Origin of the sequence: Brevundimonas sp. (genome assembly GCF_024711105.1) — a bacterium.
Classification (GTDB): domain Bacteria; phylum Pseudomonadota; class Alphaproteobacteria; order Caulobacterales; family Caulobacteraceae; genus Brevundimonas.
In genome coordinates, this window is sequence record NZ_JANJTL010000021.1 from 1 (window position 1) to 19582 (window position 19582).

A 19582-nucleotide genomic window follows, 5' to 3' on the forward strand; every position below is an offset into this window, starting at 1 on the left:
TATGAGAAGGCGCTGAAGGAGCGCCTGCGCCTGCTGACCGACGCCGCCGAGCAGGGGCGGGAGCCCGACGCCGTCTGGTTGGACGCGCTGGAGGCCCGGCTGGCCGAGGCCGGGACCGCCGCGGCCATCGCCCGCGCCGAGGCCCTGGCCGAGCTGCAGGCCGGCGTCGACGCGCGCGGCGACCGGCCCTTCCCCCAGGCCGACCTCGGCCTCGAAGGCGAGACCGAAGCCCTGGCCGCGCGCGGGGCGGCGCCCGACGAGATCGCCGCCTTCCTGACCGAGGGCTTCCGCCGCGCCCGCGCCCGCGACGCGGCCGCCGGCCGGTCCCTGTTCGGCCCGCACCGCTCGGACCTGACCGCCATCCACCGAGAGAAGGGCCGCGCCGCCGCCGAGGGCTCGTCCGGAGAGCAGAAGGCGCTGGTGCTGAACCTGATCCTCGCCCAGCTCTGGCGCCTGGCCGACACCACGCCTCGGCCGCTGCTCCTGCTCGACGAGGCGCCGGCCCACCTCGACGACGTCCGCCGCGCGGCCCTGTTCGACGAGATCGAGGCGCTCGGCCTCCAGGCCCTGATGACCGGCACCGAGCGCGGCCTGTTCGCCGCCCTGGAGGGCCGGGCGCGGTTCATCCGCGTGAGCGGTGGGGGATTCGAGATCGAATAAGCCCGTCACCCCGGCCGCAGCGCGGAGCGCGAAGAGCCGGGGGCTAAACGCAGACGGCGCCGCCGAGCTTGGGCCCCGGATCACGCCACGCGTGTCCGGGGTGACGGACAGGTTTGAACGCCCGCATCGAAGCTCAGCAGTCGCCTGAATTCAGAGCGGTATCCGTTCAAACGACGCCTCTAGGCCCCCGTCCTGTGGCGTGGTCTTACAGTGATCGCCGAGCGTTCCTGGGACAGCGATCACGAGGACAGATGAGGAGGGAGCACCAACCCGGGCGCAGCTGCACGAAGTGGCACTGCGGCACACAAATTTCGGCGGTCGCAGTGCCAACATCCGCCCCTCTGATCCTCGCCTGAACAGGGCGTCTTTTCCTCGCTTTTCCCCGCCTGAATCCCTATATCTGGACACCTCTCGCGGCGCGGATTCGCCGCGGATTTTTCAGCCCGTCTCCCGGGCCTCTCCGACAGATCGAATGACCGACCAGAACAATACGCCGCGCAATGAAGACACGGCCGAAGAGGCCGCCTACGGCGCGGAATCCATCAAGGTTCTCAAGGGCCTGGACGCGGTGCGCAAGCGCCCCGGCATGTACATCGGCGACACCGACGACGGCTCGGGCCTGCACCACATGGTCTATGAGGTGGTGGACAACGCCATCGACGAGGCTCTGGCCGGCCATGCCGACCTGGTCCAGGTCATTCTGAACGCGGACGGATCAGTCACCGTCACCGACAACGGGCGCGGCATCCCCACCGACATCCACGAGGGCGAAGGCGTCTCGGCGGCTGAAGTCATCATGACCCAGCTGCACGCCGGCGGTAAGTTCGACCAGAACTCCTACAAGGTCTCCGGCGGCCTGCACGGCGTGGGCGTCTCGGTCGTCAACGCCCTGTCCGACTGGCTGGAGCTGACCATCTACCGCAACGGCAAGCGCCACCAGATGCGCTTCGAACGCGGCGACACGTTCAAGTCGCTGGAAGTCACCGGCGAGGCCCCGATCCGCGACAAGGGCGACAAGGCCGGCCAGCCGCTGACCGGCACCGAGGTCACCTTCTATCCGTCAGTGACCACCTTCTCGCACATCGACTTCGACCTGAAGACGCTCGAGCACCGCCTGCGCGAGCTGGCCTTCCTCAACTCCGGCGTGACCATCCGCCTGGCGGACAACCGCGGCGCCGAGCCATTCGAGGAGATCCTGCACTACGACGGCGGGGTGGAGGCCTTCGTGCGCCACCTCGACAAGTCCAAGCAGCCCCTGCTCAAGGACGTCATCACCGTGCGCGGCAAGAAGGAGGGCGTCGAGCTCGACCTCGCCATGTGGTGGAACGACAGCTACCACGAGACCATGCTGTGCTTCACCAACAACATCCCCCAGCGGGATGGAGGCACGCACCTGTCGGCCTTCCGCGCGGCCCTGACGCGGGTCATGGGGGGCTATATCGAGCAGGCCGGCGCCGCCAAAAAGGAGAAGGTCTCCGTCACCGGTGAGGACGCCCGCGAGGGCCTGACCTGCGTGCTGTCGGTCAAGGTGCCGGACCCGAAGTTCAGCTCCCAGACCAAGGACAAGCTGGTCTCGTCGGAAGTGCGCCCGGCCGTGGAAAGCCTGTGCGCCGAGGGCCTGTCCCAGTGGTTCGAGGAGCACCCAGCTGAAGCGAAGGCGATCGTTGGCAAGATCGTCGAGGCCGCAGCCGCCCGCGAGGCCGCCCGCAAGGCGCGCGAACTGACCCGGCGCAAGTCGGCGCTTGATATCTCGTCCCTGCCCGGCAAGCTGGCTGACTGCCAGGAACGCGACCCGGCCAAGTCCGAGCTGTTCATCGTCGAGGGTGACTCGGCCGGCGGCTCGGCCAAGCAGGGCCGCAACCGCGAGAACCAGGCGGTCCTGCCGCTGCGCGGCAAGGTGCTGAACGTCGAGCGCGCCCGCTTCGACAAGATGCTGTCGTCAGACCAGATCGGGACCCTGATCATGGCGCTCGGCGCCGGCATCGGCCGCGACGAGTTCGACATCAACAAGCTGCGCTACCACAAGATCATCATCATGACGGACGCCGACGTCGACGGCGCCCACATCCGGACCCTGCTGCTCACCTTCTTCTACCGGCAGATGCCTGAGCTGATCGAGCGCGGCCACCTCTACATCGCCCAGCCGCCGCTTTATCGCGCAGGCAAGGGCAAGGCTTTCCGCTATCTGAAGGACGATGCGGAGATGAACGCCTTCCTCGTCGACGAGGGGGTGGAGGGCGCCGAGCTCGACCTGCCGTCCGGCGAGCGCCTGACCGGCCAGGACCTGCGCCGGCTGGTCGACGAGGCCCGCGCGGCCAAGGCTCTGATCGACCGGCTGTCGCTGCGCGCCCCGGCCTTCGCGGTCGAGCAGGCGGCGCTTGCCGGCCTGTTCGCCGAGGGCGGCGACCCCATGCGCGCAGCCAACCGCTTCGACCTCTACAACGAGGAGGGCGACGGCGCCTGGACGGGTGAACCCGGCGAGGCCGGCGCCTTCGTCTTCAGCCGCGTGCGCCGCGCCGTCTCCGAACGCATCGTGCTCGAGGAGGCCCTGGTCCGCTCCATGGACGCGCGCCGACTGGGCGAGCGCTCCGCCGCCATGGCCGAGTCGTTCTCGGCCCCGTCGGTCTTCCGCCGCAAGGAGAAGAGCTCAGTCATCCGCGGCCCGCTGGACCTCGTCCAGGCGGTGCTGGACGCCGGCAAGAAGGGCCTGTCGATCCAGCGCTACAAGGGCTTGGGCGAGATGAACGCCGAGCAGCTTTGGGAGACCACGCTCGACGACAACGCCCGCACCCTCCTGAAGGTCAAAGTCGAGCACGCCGACGACGCCGACGACCTCTTCGCCAAGCTGATGGGCGACGTCGTCGAACCGAGGCGCGAGTTCATCCAGGAAAACGCCCTGGACGCCGAGATCGACACCTGACGGGAGCTACGCCCGTCCGATCGAGGTGTAGGTGAAGCCGGCGGCCCGCATGTCGTCGGGGCGATAGACGTTGCGCAGGTCGACTAGGACGGGGGCCTTCGCCAGTTTCTTCACGCGTTTCAGATCCAGCGCGCGGAACTGGTCCCACTCGGTGACGATGACGATCACGTCGGCGCCCTCGACCGCCTCATAGGGACCGTCGGTCATGATCACCTCGGGCAGGAGCTTTTCGGCCTCATGCATTCCTTCGGGGTCGAAGGCGCGCACTGTCGCCCCCGCCGCGATCAGGGCCGGGGCGATGTCCAGCGAGGGCGCGTCGCGCATGTCGTCGGTGTTCGGCTTGAAGGTCAGGCCCAGCATGGCGACCGTCTTGCCCCGGGCGCTTCCGCCCAGCGCCTCGATGACGCGGCCGGCCATGGCCTTCTTGCGGGCGTCGTTGATCTCGACGGTAGTCTCGATCAGGCGTAACGGCGCGCCGGCGTCCTTGGCCGTATGGACGACCGCAAGGGTGTCTTTTGGGAAGCAGCTGCCGCCATAGCCGGGGCCTGCGTGCAGGAACTTGGAGCCGATCCGGTTGTCCAGCCCGATGCCGCGAGCCACCTGCTGGACGTCAGCTCCGACCAGTTCGCACAGGTCGGCCATCTCGTTGATGAAGGTGATCTTCATCGCCAGGAAGGCGTTGGCCGCATACTTGATCAGCTCCGAGGTCCGCCGGCCCGTGAACAGGATCGGTGTCTCGTTCAGATTCAGCGGACGGTAGAGTTCGCTCATCGGTTCGCGGGCGCGCTCATCCTCGATGCCGACCACCACGCGGTCGGGCCGCTTGAAGTCGTTGATGGCCGCGCCCTCGCGCAGGAACTCGGGGTTGGAGACGACCGCGAAGTCGGCGTCCGGGCGTACGCGCCGGATGATGGCCTCGACCTCGTCGCCGGTGCCGACCGGCACGGTCGACTTGGTGACGATCACCGTGAAGCCGTCGATCAGTCCCGCGATCTCCTCGGCCGCCGCGTAGACGTAGGACAGGTCCGCATGGCCGTCGCCGCGGCGTGAAGGCGTGCCGACCGCGATGAAGACCGCGTCGGCTTCCCGGATGGCCTGGGCTCCGTCCACCGCGAAGAACAGCCGGCCGTCGCGGACATTCGTGGCGACCAGATCATCCAGACCCGGCTCGTAGATCGGCATCTCGCCGCGCTCCAGCCGCTCGATCTTGGAGGCGTCCTTGTCGATGCAGGTCACGACGTGGCCGAAGTCGGCGAAGCAGGCGCCGGACACCAGGCCGACGTATCCGGTTCCGATCATGGCGACGCGCATGGGTCAGGCCTTCAGGTCATTCAGAAAATAGGGCGGCCAAATAGCCCGGCGGGGGTCGAAACGCCAGCCGGGCGGTAACCCTTCACGGTCACGCTTGGGAAGGGGGTTCAGCCGCAGGCTTGTCGGGAGTCGGGGAGGGCCCGGACGGATCATCGTTAACGCTCGCTAAACGGGGGCGGCGTTAACCCTGTTCGGGCCAAAAGGGGGTCCTTGCATGTACGACGCCGCCCAGAAGTGGGAGCCGCTTCCGGAACAGGGTCCCGGCCGCGATTTCGCACCCAGGACGCGACTGCTCGACGGCAAGGTTGTGCTGGTCACGGGCGGCACGGGCTCCTTCGGTCGACGCTTCGTCAAGGAGGTTCTGGCCACCCAGGCGCCGCGCAAGCTGATCGTCTTCTCGCGCGACGAGCTCAAGCAGTACGAGATGCGCCAGGAGCTGGCCGAGCTCTTCCCCAAGCCCACGCTCGACCGGATGCGCTTTTTCCTGGGCGACGTGCGCGACCGGGCTCGCATGGAGCTGGCCTTCCGCGGCGTCGACGTGGTCGTCCACGCCGCGGCGCTGAAACAGGTGCCGGCCGCCGAATACAATCCGTCCGAGTGCATCCAGACCAATGTCATGGGCGCCGAGAACGTGGTCTGGGCCTGCCTGCACAATCACGTCGAGAAGGTCATCGCGCTTTCGACCGACAAGGCCTGCTCGCCGATCAACCTCTATGGTGCGACCAAGCTGGCTTCGGACAAGACCTTCGTGGCCGCCAACAACCTGGCCGGCGACATCGGCACGCGCTTCTCGGTGGTCCGCTACGGCAACGTCATGGGCTCGCGCGGCTCGGTCGCCCCTCTGTTCCAGCGCCTGCTCGACCAGGGGGTCAGCGAACTGCCGATCACGGACGAACGCATGACCCGCTTCTGGATCACGCTGGAGCAGGGTGTGAACTTCGTCCTGTCGTCCATGGAGCTGATGCGCGGCGGCGAGGTCTTCGTGCCGAAGATCCCGGCCACCACCATCACCCAGCTGGCCCAGGTCATGGCGCCCGAGCGGGGCGTGAAGGTGGTCGGCATCCGGCCGGGTGAAAAGCTGCACGAGATGATGATCTCGCCCGACGACGCCCGCCAGACGGTGGACCTCGGCGACCGCTACGCCATCGAGCCGGACTTTGTCGAATATCCGCGCGAGAGCTTCGCCGACACAGGCGACGGCCGCCGCGTGGCCGAGGGCTTCGCCTATGCGTCCGACACCGCAGACCGGCTGGACGCGCGGGGCCTGATGGCGCTGCTGGAACGGGCCCATGCCTGACGGGACAGGCGCGCCGCCGTTCCTGCCCTACGGCCGCCAGTCGATCGACGAGGCCGACCTCAGGGCCGTGGCCGACGCGCTCCGCGGCGACTTCCTGACCACCGGACCGCTGGTCGACCGCTTCGAGCGCGCCTTCGCCGAAAAGGTCGGCGCCGCCGAGGCCGTGGCCTGCGGCAACGGCTCCCACGCGCTCCATCTCGCCTACAAGGCCGCGGGGCTTCAGCCCGGCGACGCCGTGGTGGTCCCGGCCGTCACCTTCGTGGCCACCGCCTCCTCGGCCGCCTACGAGGGCGCTCAGATCGTCTTCTCCGATGTCGACCCCGTCTCCGGCCTGATGACGCCCGAGACCCTGGCCGAGGCGCTGCGCCGCGTCGATGGCCGCCGCGTCCGCATTGTCGCCCCGGTTCACCTGGCCGGCGCCCCGTGTGACCTCGCCAACATCTCCAGACTGGCCGAGCGGGTCGGCGCCGCCGTCATCGAGGACGCCTGCCACGCCGCCGGCACCGTCGCGCCCGAAGGCGTCACCGGCGACTGCGCCCGCTCGCTGATGGCCTGCTTCTCCTTCCACCCGGTCAAGACCCTGACCACCTGCGAGGGCGGGATGGTCACCACCAACGACCGCGCCCTGGCCGAGCGCATGCGCCGCCTCCGCACGCAAGGCATCACGCGCGAGGCCGGCGACTTCCTGCTCGACGACGACGCCTTCGACGGTGGCGAGGCCAACCCCTGGTGGCACGAGCAGCACGACCTCGGCTTCAACTACCGGCTGTCGGACGTGCAGTGCGCGCTCGGCCTCAGCCAGCTGTCGCGGCTCGACGCCTTCGTGGCCCGCCGGGCGGCCCTGGTCGCGCTGTATCGCGAAGCCCTCGCCCCGCTCGCGCCCCTGGTCACGGTCGCGCCCTATGCGGGCCGGCCCGCCTGGCACCTGATGCAGGTGCGGATCGACTTCGAGGCCGCTGGCCTGTCGCGCCGTGAGGTGATGGCAGGCCTGAAGGCGCGAGGCGTCGGCACCCAGGTCCACTACATCCCCGTGCATCGCCAGCCTTACTGGCGCGCCCGCAACGGCGAACTGGCCCTGCCGGGCGCGGACGCCTTCTACGCCCGCACGCTCAGCCTGCCGCTCTTCCCCGCCATGGCCGACGATGATCCGGCCCGCGTCGTCGAGGCGCTCAAGGCGGTGCTCGGGGCCCGGCCATGACGGTCGAGACCCTGCGCCTGCGTCCGGCCACCATGGAGGACGCCAAGCGCCTGTTCGACTGGCGCGACGACCCCGAAACCCGCTTCTGGTCGCACAACCAGGGCCCGCTCGTCTGGGAGGACCACCTGGCGTGGCTGGAGCGCTGGCTGGGAGCCCACGACCGCGTCATCTTCGTCGGGGAAGCGGTCCGCACGGATCAACCCATCGGCGTCGTGCGCTTCGACGAACTGGCCGACGGGACCCACGAGGTCGGCATCACCGTAGCGCCCGAGTTCCGGGGCCGCGGCTGGGCGGGCAAGCTGCTCCGCGCCGGGCTGGCGCACCGTGAAGGCCAGACCGTTATCGCCCAGGTGATGAGCGAGAACCGCCGTTCCCGAAGCTTGTTCGCCTCGGCCGGCTTCCGTCAGGTTCGCGAGGAAGACGGCGTTGTTCACTTCCGGCTCGACGCCCGCTCCGGGGCGGCGGCATGAGCCGCGAGGTCATCATCGACGGCCGCCGCATCGGCCCGGATCACAGCCCGTATGTGATCTGCGAGATCTCCGGCAACCACAACGGCTCCCTGGACCGGGCGCTGGCGCTCGTCGACGCGGCCGCCGACACGGGCTGCGACGCGATCAAGCTGCAGACCTACACGCCCGACACCCTGACGCTGGACTGCGACGGGCCGGGCTTCCGCATCGAGGGCGGGCCCTGGGACGGCCGGACGCTGCACGACCTCTACGCCGAGGCTCACACCCCCTACGCCTGGCACGCCGCCCTGTTCGACCGCGCGCGGGCGCGCGGCGTGACGGTCTTCTCGACGCCCTTCGACGAGACGGCCATCGACCTGCTCGAGGGCCTGGGCGCGCCCGCCTACAAGATCGCCTCCTTCGAGGCGACCGATCACGGCCTGATCGCGGCGGCGGCCCGCACCGGCAAGCCGCTGATCATCTCCACCGGCCTGGCCTCCTTCGAGGAGATCGGCGAGGCCGCCGAGACGGCGCGGGCCAACGGCTGCGGCCAGCTCGTCCTACTCCACTGCATCAGCGCCTATCCGGCCCCGGTCGACCAGGCCAATGTCCGCACCGTGCCGCATCTGGCCGAGGCCTTCGGCTGCGTCTCGGGCCTGTCGGATCACACGCTCGGCTCAGCCGCCTCGGTCGCCTCCATCGCGCTCGGCGGGGCGGTGATCGAAAAGCACTTCACTCTGGCCCGCGCCGACGGCGGGCCGGACGCCGGCTTCTCGCTGGAACCGGCCGAGTTCGCCGCGCTCGTGCGCGACTGCAAGGACGCCTGGGCCGCGCTCGGCCGCGCCTCCTACGAACGCAAGCCGGCCGAGGCCGCCAACGCCCAGTTCCGCCGCTCGCTGTATGTGGCGAACGACGTGCCGCAGGGCGCGGCCCTGACGCCCGGCAATGTCCGCTCGATCCGCCCCGGCTTCGGCCTGGCCCCAGTCCATCTGCCGGCGGTCCTGGGCCGCGCGGCGGCCCGTCCGCTCTCCAAGGGAGAACCCCTGTCGTGGGACATGATCGCCTGACCGCCGACGCCCTTATGGCGGTCGAGCCCCGCTACGCCCGCTCCGAGGCCATGCTGGAGCGCGCGCTGCGCACCATCCCGCTGGGCGCCCAGACCTTCTCCAAGAGCCTGACCCAGTTCCCGAGGGGCGCGGCGCCCTTCTTCGCCAGCCGCGCCCGGGGCGCGACCCTGTGGGACGTGGACGGCAATCCGTACACGGACTTCGTCAATGCGCTGTGCAGCGTCACCCTCGGCTACGGCGATCCGGATGTCGACGCCGCGGTCGAGCGGCAGCTCAGGGACGGGGTGATCTTCTCGCTCTCGCACGCCCTGGAGGCCCAGGTGGCCGAGCGCATCGTGCGCATGGTGTCCTGCGCCGAGAAGGTCCGTTTCGGCAAGAACGGCTCGGACGCCACTTCCGGCGCCATCCGCATCGCGCGGGCCGCCACGGGCCGGGATCACGTGCTGGTCTGCGGCTATCATGGGTGGCAGGACTGGTACATCGGCTCGACCGCCCGGAACCTGGGCGTGCCCCAGGCGACGCGGGAACTGACCCACGCCTTCCCCTATGACGACCTGCCGGCGCTGGAGGCCCTGCTCGACGGGTTGAAGGGTCAGGTCGCCGCGGTCATCCTCGAGCCGATGAACGTCCGCGAGCCGTCGCCCGGCTATCTCGAAGGGGTGAAGCGGCTCGCCCACGCCGCCGGCGCGGTCCTGATCTTCGACGAGACCATCACCGGCTTCCGCTACGCGCGGGGAGGGGCCCAGGAGCAGTTCGGCGTCACGCCCGACCTCTGCACGCTGGGCAAGGGGCTGGCCAACGGCTTTCCCCTGTCCGCCGTCTGCGGCCGGGCCGACCTGATGGCCCTGATGGAGGAGGTCTTCTTCTCCTTCACCATGGGCGGCGAATGCCTGTCGCTCGCCGCCGCCGACGCCGCCCTGGCCAAGCTGGAGCGCGAGCCGGTGGTCGAGACCCTGGCTCAGCGGGGCCGCGAGGTGCTGGATGGGGCGCAGGACCTGATCGACCGGCACGGCCTGGGCGAGGTGTTCACCCTGTCGGGCCATCCCGCCTGGTCCTTCCTCGCCATCAAGGATCAGCCCTCGGCCGACGCCTTCACGCTCAAGACCCTGTTCATGCAGGAGGTCCTGGGGCGCGGCGTGCTGGCCTACGGCACGCACAACATGAGCTACGCCCACGGCGGCGCCGAAGTCGCGGCGCTGCTGGCCGCCTATGACGCGACCTTCGCCGTGATGGCCGAGGCCTTGTCCGACGGCGACGTGCTCGCCCGTCTCCGCTGCGAACCGCTCAAGCCTCTCTTCAAGGTGCGATGATGATCCTCGCCGTCCTGCAGGCCCGCATGAGTTCGTCCCGCCTTCCGGGCAAGGTGATGAAGCCGATCCTGGGCCAGCCGATGATCGGACGGCAGCTCGAACGCCTGAGGCGCGCCGAGACCCTGGACCGCCTGCTGGTCGCCACCAGCCTCGACGTCTCCGACGATCCGCTGGCGGACTATTGCGAAAGTCTGGGCGTGAAGGTCTTCCGCGGCTCGCTGTCCGACGTGCTTGGCCGCTTCCAGGGCGCGGCTCTGATTTGCGGCGGGGTTCAGCACGTGGTGCGGCTGACGGCCGACTGCCCGCTGGCTGAGCCGGGCGTCATCGACGCCTGCGTGCGCCTGCATCTGGCGACCGGCGCGGACTACACCTCCAACACCATCGAGCGCTCCTATCCAGACGGGCTCGACGTCGAGGTCATGCGCGCCGAGGCCCTGGCCGACGCCGCCCGCGAGGCCGACGACCCCTACGAGCGCGAGCACGTCACGCCCTTCCTCTACCGCCGCCCGGAGCGCTACCGCATCGCCCAGCTTCGCCAGACCCGGAACCTGTCCGACCTGCGCTGGACGGTCGACACGGCCGAGGACTTCGCCTTCGTCGAGTCGGTCTTCGCCACGCTGGGGGAGGGACCGTTCGGGCAGGAAGCCGTCGCCGCCCTGCCGTTCGAGCGCCGCGCCGCATGAGCCGCATCGACGGCGAACGCCTGTTCCTCCGCAAGCTGACGGTCGCCGACGTGTCGGACGCCTACGTCGGCTGGATGAACGACCCGGAGACCAACCGCTTCCTGGAGACGCGCTGGACCGCCCACGACCGCGCCGCCGTCGAGGCCTTCGTCGCGGACAAGGCCGGGAGCGCGACCGAGCACCTGTACGGAATCTTCCTGAAGGAACCCGAGCGGCACATCGGCAATCTCAAGATCGGCCCGGTGGACGCCCGCCATGACCGCGCGGCCGTCAGCTATCTCATTGGCGCCCGCGACGTCGCCGGTCGCGGCCTGGCGACCGAGGCCGTGCGCCTCGGCGTCCGGCTAGCCTTCGAGCGCCATGGGGTCGGGAAGCTCACCGCCGGCGCCTATGCTGACAATGTCGCCAGTATCCGCGTGCTGGAAAAGGCGGGCTTCGTGCGGGAGGGCGTGCTGCGCGCACACGCGGCCTTCGAATCAGGGCGGACCGACGTGATCGAGTTCGGTCTGCTGCCAACCGATCCTATTCCGCCAGGCTGAGCACCGTCCGAGCGACCCGCTCGGCGCCCCGACCGTCGCATACTGCGGCCGCCGCGCGCGCCATCTGGCCCCGCATCCGTGCGTCCTCCGCCAGGGTCTGCACGACGTCCGCCAGCGCCGCCTCGAAGCCGCCTGCGCGGGCGTCGATCACCTGAGCCGCTCCGCGCCGCTCCAGCGCCCGCGCATTGGGGAGCTGGTTGTCGGCCAGGACCAGCAGAACGGTCGGCAGGCCCACCACGCAGCGCTCGAATGAGGACGACCCTCCGGCCCCAACCGCCAGGTCCGCAGTCGCCGACAGGCTCGCCATGTCGTGCGCCGGAGCATGCACCCGCAGCTGGTCATCCGCCTGCGTCTCCAGCCAGCCGAGGCTGGGCCCCTCGGGGCCGACGACCACCTCCAGGGTTGCCTCGCCGCAGACTGGCCTGATCGCCTCGACCACCCGCCGGGTGATCCCGCCCACGTCGGTGAGGCCCATGGACACCAGGATGCGCCCCGCAGGTCCCTGCGCCCGCTCCCGCAGGTTGAGCGCCATCGGCCTGCGCGCCGCGAACTCCGGCCGCACCAGGGCATGGTCCGGCCCCAGCAGCAGCCTCGCGCTTGTCAGGCCCGCGTAATCCGCCGCAGTCCGGTCCGGCCCCGGATCGGCGATCAGATCCACGCCCATCGGCCGATCCGGGAGATCATCGACCGCAGCTGACGGCCGCCCAGCCGTGAGCGCGCGGTGATGTTCCGCCGAGAGCCGGAAATGATCGAAGACCACCGCATCGGCCGCCGTGGTATGCTTGACCGTCAGGCCGTCCGGCTCGGTGGAGTTCAGGAGCCGTACCTCCAGCCCCCTTGGCGCGAAGGCCTCGATCACACCTGCCGCCGAGCGCGGGACCGCCAGCGCGGGCTCCGCCCCCTGCGCCCACAGCGCCTCGGCCAGGGTCAGCATCCGCATCACATGCCCACCCCCGATCGCGGGGCCGCCGTCGGCGAGGAGCAGGATACGCGGAGCCATGGCCTCGTGTGCCTCGCATCGCGCGCAAAGCAAAGGCCCCGCCGGATTGCTCCGGCGGGGCCTCGCCTTGGTTTCAGACCGTCAGGCCTGATCTCGATCGACCGCTCCTTTAGCGGTTGATGTTGATCGTGGCGCGACGGTTCAGCGGCTCACGCACGCCATCCGGGGTCGGACGGGCGAGATCGGTCTCGCCGCGGCCCTCGGTGGTGATGGCGCCGCCGGTCACACCCTGGGCGACTAGGGCGTCACGGACTGTGGCCGCGCGACGCTGCGACAGGCGCACATTGTAGGCGGCCGAGCCCGAAGTATCGGCGTGGCCCACGATGTGGACGCGGGTCGCGCCACCGGCGCGGGCGTGGGCCGCGGCCTGGCGAACCACTTCCTGGGCCTGAGGCGTCAGGTCGTAGCGATCCCAGTCGAACAGCACCACGAACTCACGCGCCTGCCACGGCGGAGGCGGGGGAGGCGGCGGCGGCGGAGGCGGCGGGGGAGGCGGCGGCGGGGGAGGCGGCGGCGGAGGCGGAGGCGGCGGAGGCGGGGTGTCCGCCCCGAACGCCCAGCGCAGGCCGATCGACACCGAGCTGTCCTCGAAGTCGCCTTCGAACGAGCCCGGAACCCATCCCGGGGCCGACGAGCTGGAGTTCGACTCGAACGTGACGTCCGAGGTCTTCATGTACCGCGCCGTCAGATCGAGGTTCAGACGGTCGGACAGGGCCCAGGCGAAGCCGCCCAGCACCTGCCAGGCGAAGCCGGTGTCCTCGTCGTCGATCATCAGATTGGCCGGGGTCGGGCCGGCCGGCGAGGTCGAGAACTGGCCCAGCGCGTCGACCGAAACGCGGTTGAAGCCCGCGCCGACGCCGACGAACGGCCGCAGCCGCCAGTCGTCGCTGCCCATGTCCCAGATCAGGTTGCCCATCAGGCTCCACTGATCGACCGAACCCTCGGGGCCGCCGCAGGGCGAAGACGCCGTACGGGTCACGCCGGGGGTGCAGAGCGCCACGCTGGTCGGCGGGGTCTGGGGTTCCGGATTGATGGCCGAGACCAGGTCGCCGGGGCGGTATCCGCCTTCCAGCTCGACGCGCCAGTTCGGATTGAAGCGATAGCCCAGGCGCACGAAACCGGCCCAGCTCGGGTCGGTTGCGAAGTCGAAGGCGTAGGGACCGCCGTCGGGCGCGAGGCCTTCGCTCTCCAGAACGAAGTCACCCTGCCAGTGATATCCAAGATCGAGCGCGCCGTACCAGCCGTCGGGATCCGCCATGGCGGGGCCCGCGAGTCCAAGCAGCACGACGCCAGCCGTTCCGGCCAGCAACCGACTTCTCATGTCCATCTTCCCTTTTTGACGCGCGACCCAAGGAATGGCCCCGCTACCCAAGCCGCCCAACGGTTCTCTTGGGGACGTGGTTCCGTCCTCCGTGAGATCAGCCGCCAGACTGTTGCCCTTTTTCAACACTGATCGGGGCCGAGCTTTGGCCAACCTTGGCCGTTTCTGCGACCCAGGCTGTCCAGGGCCTGAGTTCCATACCCCACCGGGATTTCAGCTGAGCGACGGAGAGACGAGAGTCTCGTGGCCGCGGCGCCGTCGCGCCGTATTCGGAACTCGATATGGGCCGGAGCGCCTCGTCCGTCCCGTTTTCCCGCTCCAGTCCGGCGATGAGGTCTCGGGCCACCTCGCACCAGGTCGCCGACAAGGGGCCCGCGACGTGCAGGATGCCGGGTTCGCCCCGCCCTTCCAGGCGCATTTGCGCGATTTTCAGCAGCGCCGCGGCCAGATCATCGGCGTGGGTCGGGTTGCCCATCTGATCATCGACGACCCGCAGCGCCTCACCGCGCCGGGCCCGCTCGAGGATCGCCCGGACGAAGCCGGACATCTCCGACAACAACCAGGCCGTGCGCACGACTAGCGCCTGCGGATTGGCCGCGAGCAGCAGGCGCTCGCCCTCGGCCTTGCTGCGGCCGTAGGCCTGAACCGGCGCGACGGGATCCGCCTCGCTGTAGGGGCCACCCGACCCGCCGCCGTAGACGTAGTCCGTCGAGACGTGGATCAGCAGGCTGCCTGAGCCGAGGGCGGCTTTCGCGATCGCTTCGGGCGCGCGGGCGTTGACAGCGAAGGCCAGGTCCGGCTCGGCCTCGGCGCGGTCGACCGCCGTATAGGCCGCCGTGTTGATCACCACGTCGGGGCGCTCGGAACGGATCAGCTCGGTCACACTGTCGGGATCGAGCAGGTCCGCGCGGTCCCGCCCGGTAAAGGAGAGACGCCAGCCCTCGGGCGCCGTCGCCCGGGCCAGGCCGCGGGCCAGTTGGCCAGTCTGGCCCAGGACCAGCACACGGGTCACCGGCCCGTCCCTCTCCGAGCCAGGCCGCCCGCGGCGATCGAAGCCTCGCACCAGGCCGGGTTGGAGAGGTACCAGTCGACGGTCTCGGCCAGCCCGCTTTCGAAATCATGCCGAGGCCGCCAGCCCAGCCCGCTTTCGGCCCGCGACGGATCTACGGCGTAGCGCCGGTCGTGGCCCGGCCGATCCTCGACCCGGGTGATCAGAGAGGCGTGGGGCGCGCCGTCGGGGCGACGCTGGTCGAGCAGGGCGCAGATCGCCTCGACCACCTGCCGGTTGGTCCGCTCCTGCCGCGCCCCGAACAGATAGGTCGCGCCGGGCCTCCCCCGCTCCAGCGCCAGCAACAGACCCTCGGCGTGATCGTCCACGTGCAGCCAGTCGCGCACCTGCAGCCCGTCGCCGTAGACTGGCAGCGGCTCGCCGCGCGCGCCCTTCAGGATCATCAGCGGGATCAGCTTCTCGGGATGCTGATAGGGCCCGAAGTTGTTCGAGCAGTTGGTCAGGATGACGGGCAGGCCGTAGGTCTCCCGCCAGGCCCGCGCAAGGTGGTCCGCCCCCGCCTTCGACGCCGCATAGGGCGAACGCGGCCGATAGGGGCTGGCTTCCGAAAAGGCGCCGTCGGGGCCCAAGTCGCCGAACACCTCGTCGGTCGAGACGTGCAGGAAGCGGAAGCCCTCCGGCTCGCCCTGCGACCTCCACCAGGTCAGGGCCGCGTCCAGCATCACCTGTGTCCCGACCACATTGGTCCGCACGAAGGCCGCCGGGCCGTCGATGGAGCGATCCACGTGGCTCTCAGCCGCCAGGTGCAGCACCGCGTCGGGTCGCGCCGCCTCGAAGGCCCGCGCGACCGTCTCCGGATCGAAGATGTCGCCGACGATCAGGTCGAAGCCGTCGCGCCCCTCGAACGCCGCCAGGGTCATCGGATTGGCCGCATAGGTCATGGCGTCGACCACCGTGACCTGGTCCCCACGCGCCAGGAGCGCCCGCACCACCGCCGAGCCGATGAAGCCCGCGCCGCCCGTGACCAGCGCCCGCATCAGGCGGCGTCCCATTCGAAATAGGCCGGCAGGTCCTTCAGCCGCGGCTGGACCCGATCCTTGTCCGAAACCGCCGCGCCGGCGATCTCCGGCCAGTCGATGGCCAGGTCCGGGTCGTTCCACAGCAGGCCCAGGTCCCGCTCGGCGTCGAAGAAGCCGTCGACCTTGTAGAGAACCAGGGTGTCCGGCTCGAGCGTCACCAGCCCATGCGCCGTGCCGCGCGGCGCCAGCATCTTCAGCCCGTTCTCAGCCGACAGTTCGGCTTTCACATGCCGGCCATAGGTCGGCGAGCCGCGCCGGATGTCGACCACCACGTCCAGCACCCGTCCGCGCAGCACCGAAACCAGCTTGGCCTGGGCGGACGGCGGCGACTGGAAATGCAGGCCGCGCACCGTCCCGGCCTCCTTCGACCAGGCCAGATTGTCCTGCACCCAGTCGTTGGCGATCCCCGCGGCCTCGAAGGCCCGCCGGCTCCAGTGTTCGGAGAACGACCCGCGCGCATCCGGATAGACCGGCGGCGGCCCGACCAGCTTCACGCCCGGAATCTCGAGGTCCTGCACTCGCATGGCCCCCTCAAACCACGCCCGCCCGGTTTGCGGAAGCGCTTGCTTGACGTGGCGACCGCCGACTAATGCGGAGCTTCCCGTTCAGGACTGGAGTTCGCCCATGACCATCCGCTTCGACGGCCGCGTGGCCATAGTGACGGGCGCCGGCGGCGGCCTGGGCCGCCAGCACGCCCTGGCGCTGGCCCGGCGCGGGGCCAAGGTGGTGGTGAACGACTTCGGCGGCGCCCGTGACGGAACCGGCGGCTCGGCGACCCCGGCCGAGGAAGTGGTCGCCGAGATCGAGGCGATGGGCGGCGAGGCCATGGCCAATCCGGCCTCTGTCACCGACTTCGCCTCGGTCCAGGCCATGGTCGAGGCCGCGCTGGAACGCTGGGGCCGCGTCGACATCCTGGTCAACAACGCTGGCGTCCTGCGCGACAAGACCTTCGCCAAGATGGAGCTCGACGACTTCCGCTTCGTGCTGGAGGTCCACCTGATGGGTGCGGTCAACTGCACCAAGGCGGTGTGGGAGACGATGCGCAATCAGAACTACGGGCGCATCGTGATGACGACCTCGTCCTCGGGCCTCTACGGCAACTTCGGCCAGTCGAACTACGGCGCGGCCAAGATGGGCCTGGTCGGCCTGATGCAGACCCTGTCGATCGAGGGGGCCAAGAACGACATCCGGGTGAACTGCCTGGCCCCGACCGCCGCCACCCGCATGACCGAGGATCTCGGCGCGCGGCTGGATCTCGACGCGCTGCGGCCCGAGTTCGTCTCGCCCGGACTGCTGCATCTGGTCAGCGAGACCGCGCCGACCCGCGCCATCCTCTGCGCCGGCGCCGGCGGCTTCGAGGCGGCCCACGTGACCCTGACCCAGGGCATCTACGCCGTGGGCGACGACGCCCCCGAGCAGGTCGCGGCCCGCTGGGACGAGATCACCGACCGCACCGACTCCATCGTGCCCGAGAGCGGCGCCGCCCAGGGCATGACCGAAATGACCAAGGCCATGAAGGCGAAGGGATAGACCCATGCGTGAAGCCGTCATCGTCGCGACCGCCCGCACCCCGATCGGCAAGGCCTATCGCGGCGCCTTCAACGACACCCAGGCCCAGGCGCTGGGCGCTCATGCGATCAAGCACGCGGTCGAGCGCGCCGGGGTCGATCCGGGCGAGATCGAGGACGTGGTCATGGGCGCCGCCCTCCAGCAGGGCTCGACCTCGACCAACATCGCGCGCCAGGCGGCTCTGCGCGCCGGCCTGCCGGTCACGGTCGCGGGCATGAGCCTGGACCGCCAGTGCGCCTCGGGCCTGATGGCCATCGCCACCGCCGCCAAGCAGGTCGTCCACGACGGCATGGCCGTCACCGTCGGCGGCGGGCTGGAGTCCATCTCGCTGGTCCAGAACCAGCACATGAACCTCTACCGCCGCGAGGACGCCGAGCTCGTACGCATGGTCCCGGCCATCTACATGCCGATGCTGGAGACCGCCGAGGTCGTCGCCGCCCGTTACGGGATCAGCCGCGACGCCCAGGACGAATACGCCTTCGAGTCGCAGCAACGCACGGCGCAGGCCCAGGCCGAGGGCCGTCTCGACGCCGAAATCGCGCCCATGACCACCACCATGCAGGTGGTCGACAAGGCCACCGGCGAGGCCTCGCCGCGCGAGGTCACCCTGTCGAAGGACGAGGGCAACCGCCCGGACACCACGCTGGAGGGCCTGCAGTCCCTGAAGCCGGTCTTCGGCTCCGGCCAGCAGATCCAGCAGGGCGCCTACATCACCGCCGGCAACGCGTCCCAGCTGTCGGACGGCGCTTCAGCCAGCGTCCTGATGGAGGCGAAGGACGCCGAACGCCGCGGACTGACGCCGCTCGGGGCCTATCGCGGCATGGCGGTGGCGGGCTGCGAGCCCGACGAGATGGGTATCGGACCGGTCTTCGCCGTACCCCGCCTGCTGGAGCGCCACGGCCTGACCGTCGACGACATCGGAATCTGGGAGCTGAACGAGGCTTTCGCCGTCCAGGTCATCTACTGCCGCGACCGGCTGGGCATCCCCAACGACCGCCTCAACGTCTCCGGCGGCGCCATCTCCATCGGCCACCCCTACGGCATGTCCGGCGCCCGCCTCACCGGCCACGCCCTGATCGAGGGCAAGCGGCGCGGGGCGAAATACGCCGTCGTCACCATGTGCGTCGGCGGCGGCATGGGGGCCGCCGGCCTTTTCGAAATCTACTAGGCGACCCACGCCTCCAGTAGGCTGCGGGCTATGGCGTAGGGGTTCGGCGCGCGGATTTCAGGATGCGTGCCCGCCAGCACCGCGCGGATTTCCTCGCGCGTGAACCAGCGCACCTCTTCCAGCTCCGTCTGGTCGGGCGCGGCCTGGTCGTCCTCGACCTCGGCGAACAGGCCGATCATCAGGCTGGAGGGAAACGGCCAGGGCTGGCTGGAGTGGTAGGTGACCGCCGTCGCGGTCAGGCCGGCCTCTTCCTTGAGCTCGCGCGCGCAGGCCTCCTCGATCGACTCGCCCGGCTCCAGGAAGCCCGCCAGTGCGGACATCGAGCCCTTGGGCCAGGCGGCCTGCCGCCCCATCAGGCAGCGGCCTTCGTGCGTCGCCAGCATGATCACGACCGGATCGACGCGCGGGAAATGCTCGGTCAAACAGGCGTCGCATACCCGCTTCCAGCCGCCGCTCGTCGAGCGTGAGCGCTGGCCGCAGTGGGCGCAGAAGCTGTGCCGCCGCCGCCAGTCGAACAGGCTCTTGCCGCATCCCGCCATGGCCGTCTCGAAGCCGGGCAGGGCGGCCGCGGCCGAGCGCATGTCCAGAAAGGCGCCCAGGCCTTGCAGAGGCCCCAGCGTCGGATCCGCCTCGTTCTCGAACGAGACGGCGAACACCGGCGCCCCTTTCCACAGACCCAGGAACACCCAGTCGTCGCCGACGGCGTCGCGGGCCATGGCCGGCGACAGCCAGGCCAGACGCGGCCCGTCCGGCCCCTGCTCCGTCAGGACCCGGCCCTCCCAGAGCACGAGCGCCGACCCATCGTCGCGCTCCAGCTGGACCTCCAGCCAGGCGGGGTCCTCGCGCCGGTCCGCGGCGCGATCCAGAGGGCTGCCGGCGAAGGTGTTCACATGGGCGGACAAGGGCATGAGTGCTCTCTAGCCGCTCACGCGCCGGCCCGCGAGCGCTGCTAAGTCTTGTTCAAGACTCCTGTGCGACAAGACTGCGGGGGACGGAGTCTGG

The 19582-nt window shown here is 70.1% G+C and carries 17 protein-coding genes and 1 pseudogene; 11 read left to right on the forward strand and 7 right to left on the reverse strand.

The genetic code is table 11. From position 1 onward, the window contains the following. Both Q0M60_RS01370 and gyrB read left to right on the forward strand, forming a co-directional pair. Positions 1 to 660 (forward strand): annotated as a pseudogene (locus tag Q0M60_RS01370) (DNA replication and repair protein RecF); the annotation flags it as partial. A 472-nt stretch (positions 661 to 1132) separates the two neighbouring features. Beyond that, complete coding sequence (gyrB, locus tag Q0M60_RS01375) at positions 1133 to 3580, forward strand: DNA topoisomerase (ATP-hydrolyzing) subunit B (protein WP_296814970.1); 2448 nt, start codon at positions 1133 to 1135, stop codon at positions 3578 to 3580. Between the two features lie 6 nt (positions 3581 to 3586). On the opposite strand, the gene Q0M60_RS01380 is transcribed toward gyrB, so the two are convergent. Then, complete coding sequence (locus tag Q0M60_RS01380) at positions 3587 to 4891, reverse strand: UDP-glucose/GDP-mannose dehydrogenase family protein (RefSeq protein WP_296814973.1); 1305 nt, start codon at positions 4889 to 4891, stop codon at positions 3587 to 3589. Positions 4892 to 5105: 214 nt separating this feature from the next. On the opposite strand from Q0M60_RS01380, the gene pseB reads away from it, so the two are divergent. The 7 genes from pseB to Q0M60_RS01415 are packed head-to-tail and all read left to right on the forward strand — an operon-like array spanning position 5106 to position 11434. Next, positions 5106 to 6188, forward strand: a complete 1083-nt coding sequence (gene pseB / locus Q0M60_RS01385; RefSeq protein WP_296814975.1) for a UDP-N-acetylglucosamine 4,6-dehydratase (inverting) — start codon at positions 5106 to 5108, stop codon at positions 6186 to 6188. After that, complete coding sequence (pseC, locus tag Q0M60_RS01390) at positions 6181 to 7386, forward strand: UDP-4-amino-4,6-dideoxy-N-acetyl-beta-L-altrosamine transaminase (RefSeq protein ID WP_296814978.1); 1206 nt, start codon at positions 6181 to 6183, stop codon at positions 7384 to 7386. Before pseB ends, pseC begins: the two co-directional genes overlap by 8 nt. Next, complete coding sequence (locus tag Q0M60_RS01395; protein ID WP_296814980.1) at positions 7383 to 7856, forward strand: GNAT family N-acetyltransferase; 474 nt, start codon at positions 7383 to 7385, stop codon at positions 7854 to 7856. Before pseC ends, Q0M60_RS01395 begins: the two co-directional genes overlap by 4 nt. Beyond that, on the forward strand, positions 7853 to 8902 hold the full coding sequence (pseI, locus tag Q0M60_RS01400; RefSeq protein ID WP_296814983.1) for a pseudaminic acid synthase: 1050 nt from the start codon (positions 7853 to 7855) through the stop codon (positions 8900 to 8902). Before Q0M60_RS01395 ends, pseI begins: the two co-directional genes overlap by 4 nt. Continuing rightward, positions 8884 to 10212 carry an aminotransferase class III-fold pyridoxal phosphate-dependent enzyme gene (locus Q0M60_RS01405; protein WP_296814984.1) on the forward strand — a complete coding sequence of 443 codons (1329 nt, stop codon included), beginning with the start codon at positions 8884 to 8886 and terminating at the stop codon, positions 10210 to 10212. Before pseI ends, Q0M60_RS01405 begins: the two co-directional genes overlap by 19 nt. Beyond that, a complete protein-coding gene (locus tag Q0M60_RS01410) occupies positions 10212 to 10895 on the forward strand; it encodes a glycosyltransferase family protein (RefSeq protein ID WP_296814986.1) in 684 nt (227 codons plus the stop codon). The genes Q0M60_RS01405 and Q0M60_RS01410 overlap by 1 nt, the downstream gene beginning before the upstream one ends. Further along, positions 10892 to 11434, forward strand: coding sequence for a GNAT family N-acetyltransferase (locus Q0M60_RS01415; RefSeq protein ID WP_296814989.1), 543 nt, complete (start codon positions 10892 to 10894; stop codon positions 11432 to 11434). Before Q0M60_RS01410 ends, Q0M60_RS01415 begins: the two co-directional genes overlap by 4 nt. Here the strand turns inward: Q0M60_RS01415 and pseG are convergent. The 5 genes from pseG to rfbC all read right to left on the reverse strand — a co-directional run bounded on the left by pseG (position 11418) and on the right by rfbC (position 16367). After that, positions 11418 to 12434 (reverse strand): UDP-2,4-diacetamido-2,4,6-trideoxy-beta-L-altropyranose hydrolase, encoded by a 1017-nt coding sequence (pseG, locus tag Q0M60_RS01420; protein WP_296814992.1) that lies wholly within the window; start codon positions 12432 to 12434, stop codon positions 11418 to 11420. The two genes, Q0M60_RS01415 and pseG, sit on opposite strands and share 17 nt — an antisense overlap. Positions 12435 to 12543: 109 nt before the next feature. Further along, complete coding sequence (locus Q0M60_RS01425) at positions 12544 to 13755, reverse strand: OmpA family protein (protein ID WP_296814995.1); 1212 nt, start codon at positions 13753 to 13755, stop codon at positions 12544 to 12546. Between the two features lie 97 nt (positions 13756 to 13852). Continuing rightward, a complete protein-coding gene (gene rfbD, locus Q0M60_RS01430) occupies positions 13853 to 14767 on the reverse strand; it encodes a dTDP-4-dehydrorhamnose reductase (RefSeq protein ID WP_296814997.1) in 915 nt (304 codons plus the stop codon). After that, positions 14764 to 15801: a dTDP-glucose 4,6-dehydratase gene (gene rfbB / locus Q0M60_RS01435; RefSeq protein WP_296815000.1), complete on the reverse strand. Its 1038-nt coding sequence runs from the start codon at positions 15799 to 15801 to the stop codon at positions 14764 to 14766. Before rfbB ends, rfbD begins: the two co-directional genes overlap by 4 nt. After that, the gene (rfbC, locus tag Q0M60_RS01440; protein WP_296815003.1) at positions 15801 to 16367 is read right to left on the reverse strand and encodes a dTDP-4-dehydrorhamnose 3,5-epimerase; all 567 of its coding nucleotides are present in this window, start codon (positions 16365 to 16367) and stop codon (positions 15801 to 15803) included. Before rfbC ends, rfbB begins: the two co-directional genes overlap by 1 nt. A gap of 100 nt (positions 16368 to 16467) precedes the next feature. Here rfbC and Q0M60_RS01445 point away from each other — a divergent pair, with 100 nt between their 5' ends. Together Q0M60_RS01445 and Q0M60_RS01450 are read left to right on the forward strand one after the other, a co-directional pair. Further along, positions 16468 to 17373 (forward strand): SDR family NAD(P)-dependent oxidoreductase, encoded by a 906-nt coding sequence (locus Q0M60_RS01445; protein WP_296815006.1) that lies wholly within the window; start codon positions 16468 to 16470, stop codon positions 17371 to 17373. Between the two features lie 4 nt (positions 17374 to 17377). Then, positions 17378 to 18580 carry an acetyl-CoA C-acyltransferase gene (locus tag Q0M60_RS01450; protein ID WP_296815009.1) on the forward strand — a complete coding sequence of 401 codons (1203 nt, stop codon included), beginning with the start codon at positions 17378 to 17380 and terminating at the stop codon, positions 18578 to 18580. On the opposite strand, the gene nudC is transcribed toward Q0M60_RS01450, so the two are convergent. After that, on the reverse strand, positions 18577 to 19488 hold the full coding sequence (nudC, locus tag Q0M60_RS01455; protein ID WP_296815011.1) for an NAD(+) diphosphatase: 912 nt from the start codon (positions 19486 to 19488) through the stop codon (positions 18577 to 18579). The two genes, Q0M60_RS01450 and nudC, sit on opposite strands and share 4 nt — an antisense overlap. Positions 19489 to 19582 lie beyond the last annotated feature (94 nt).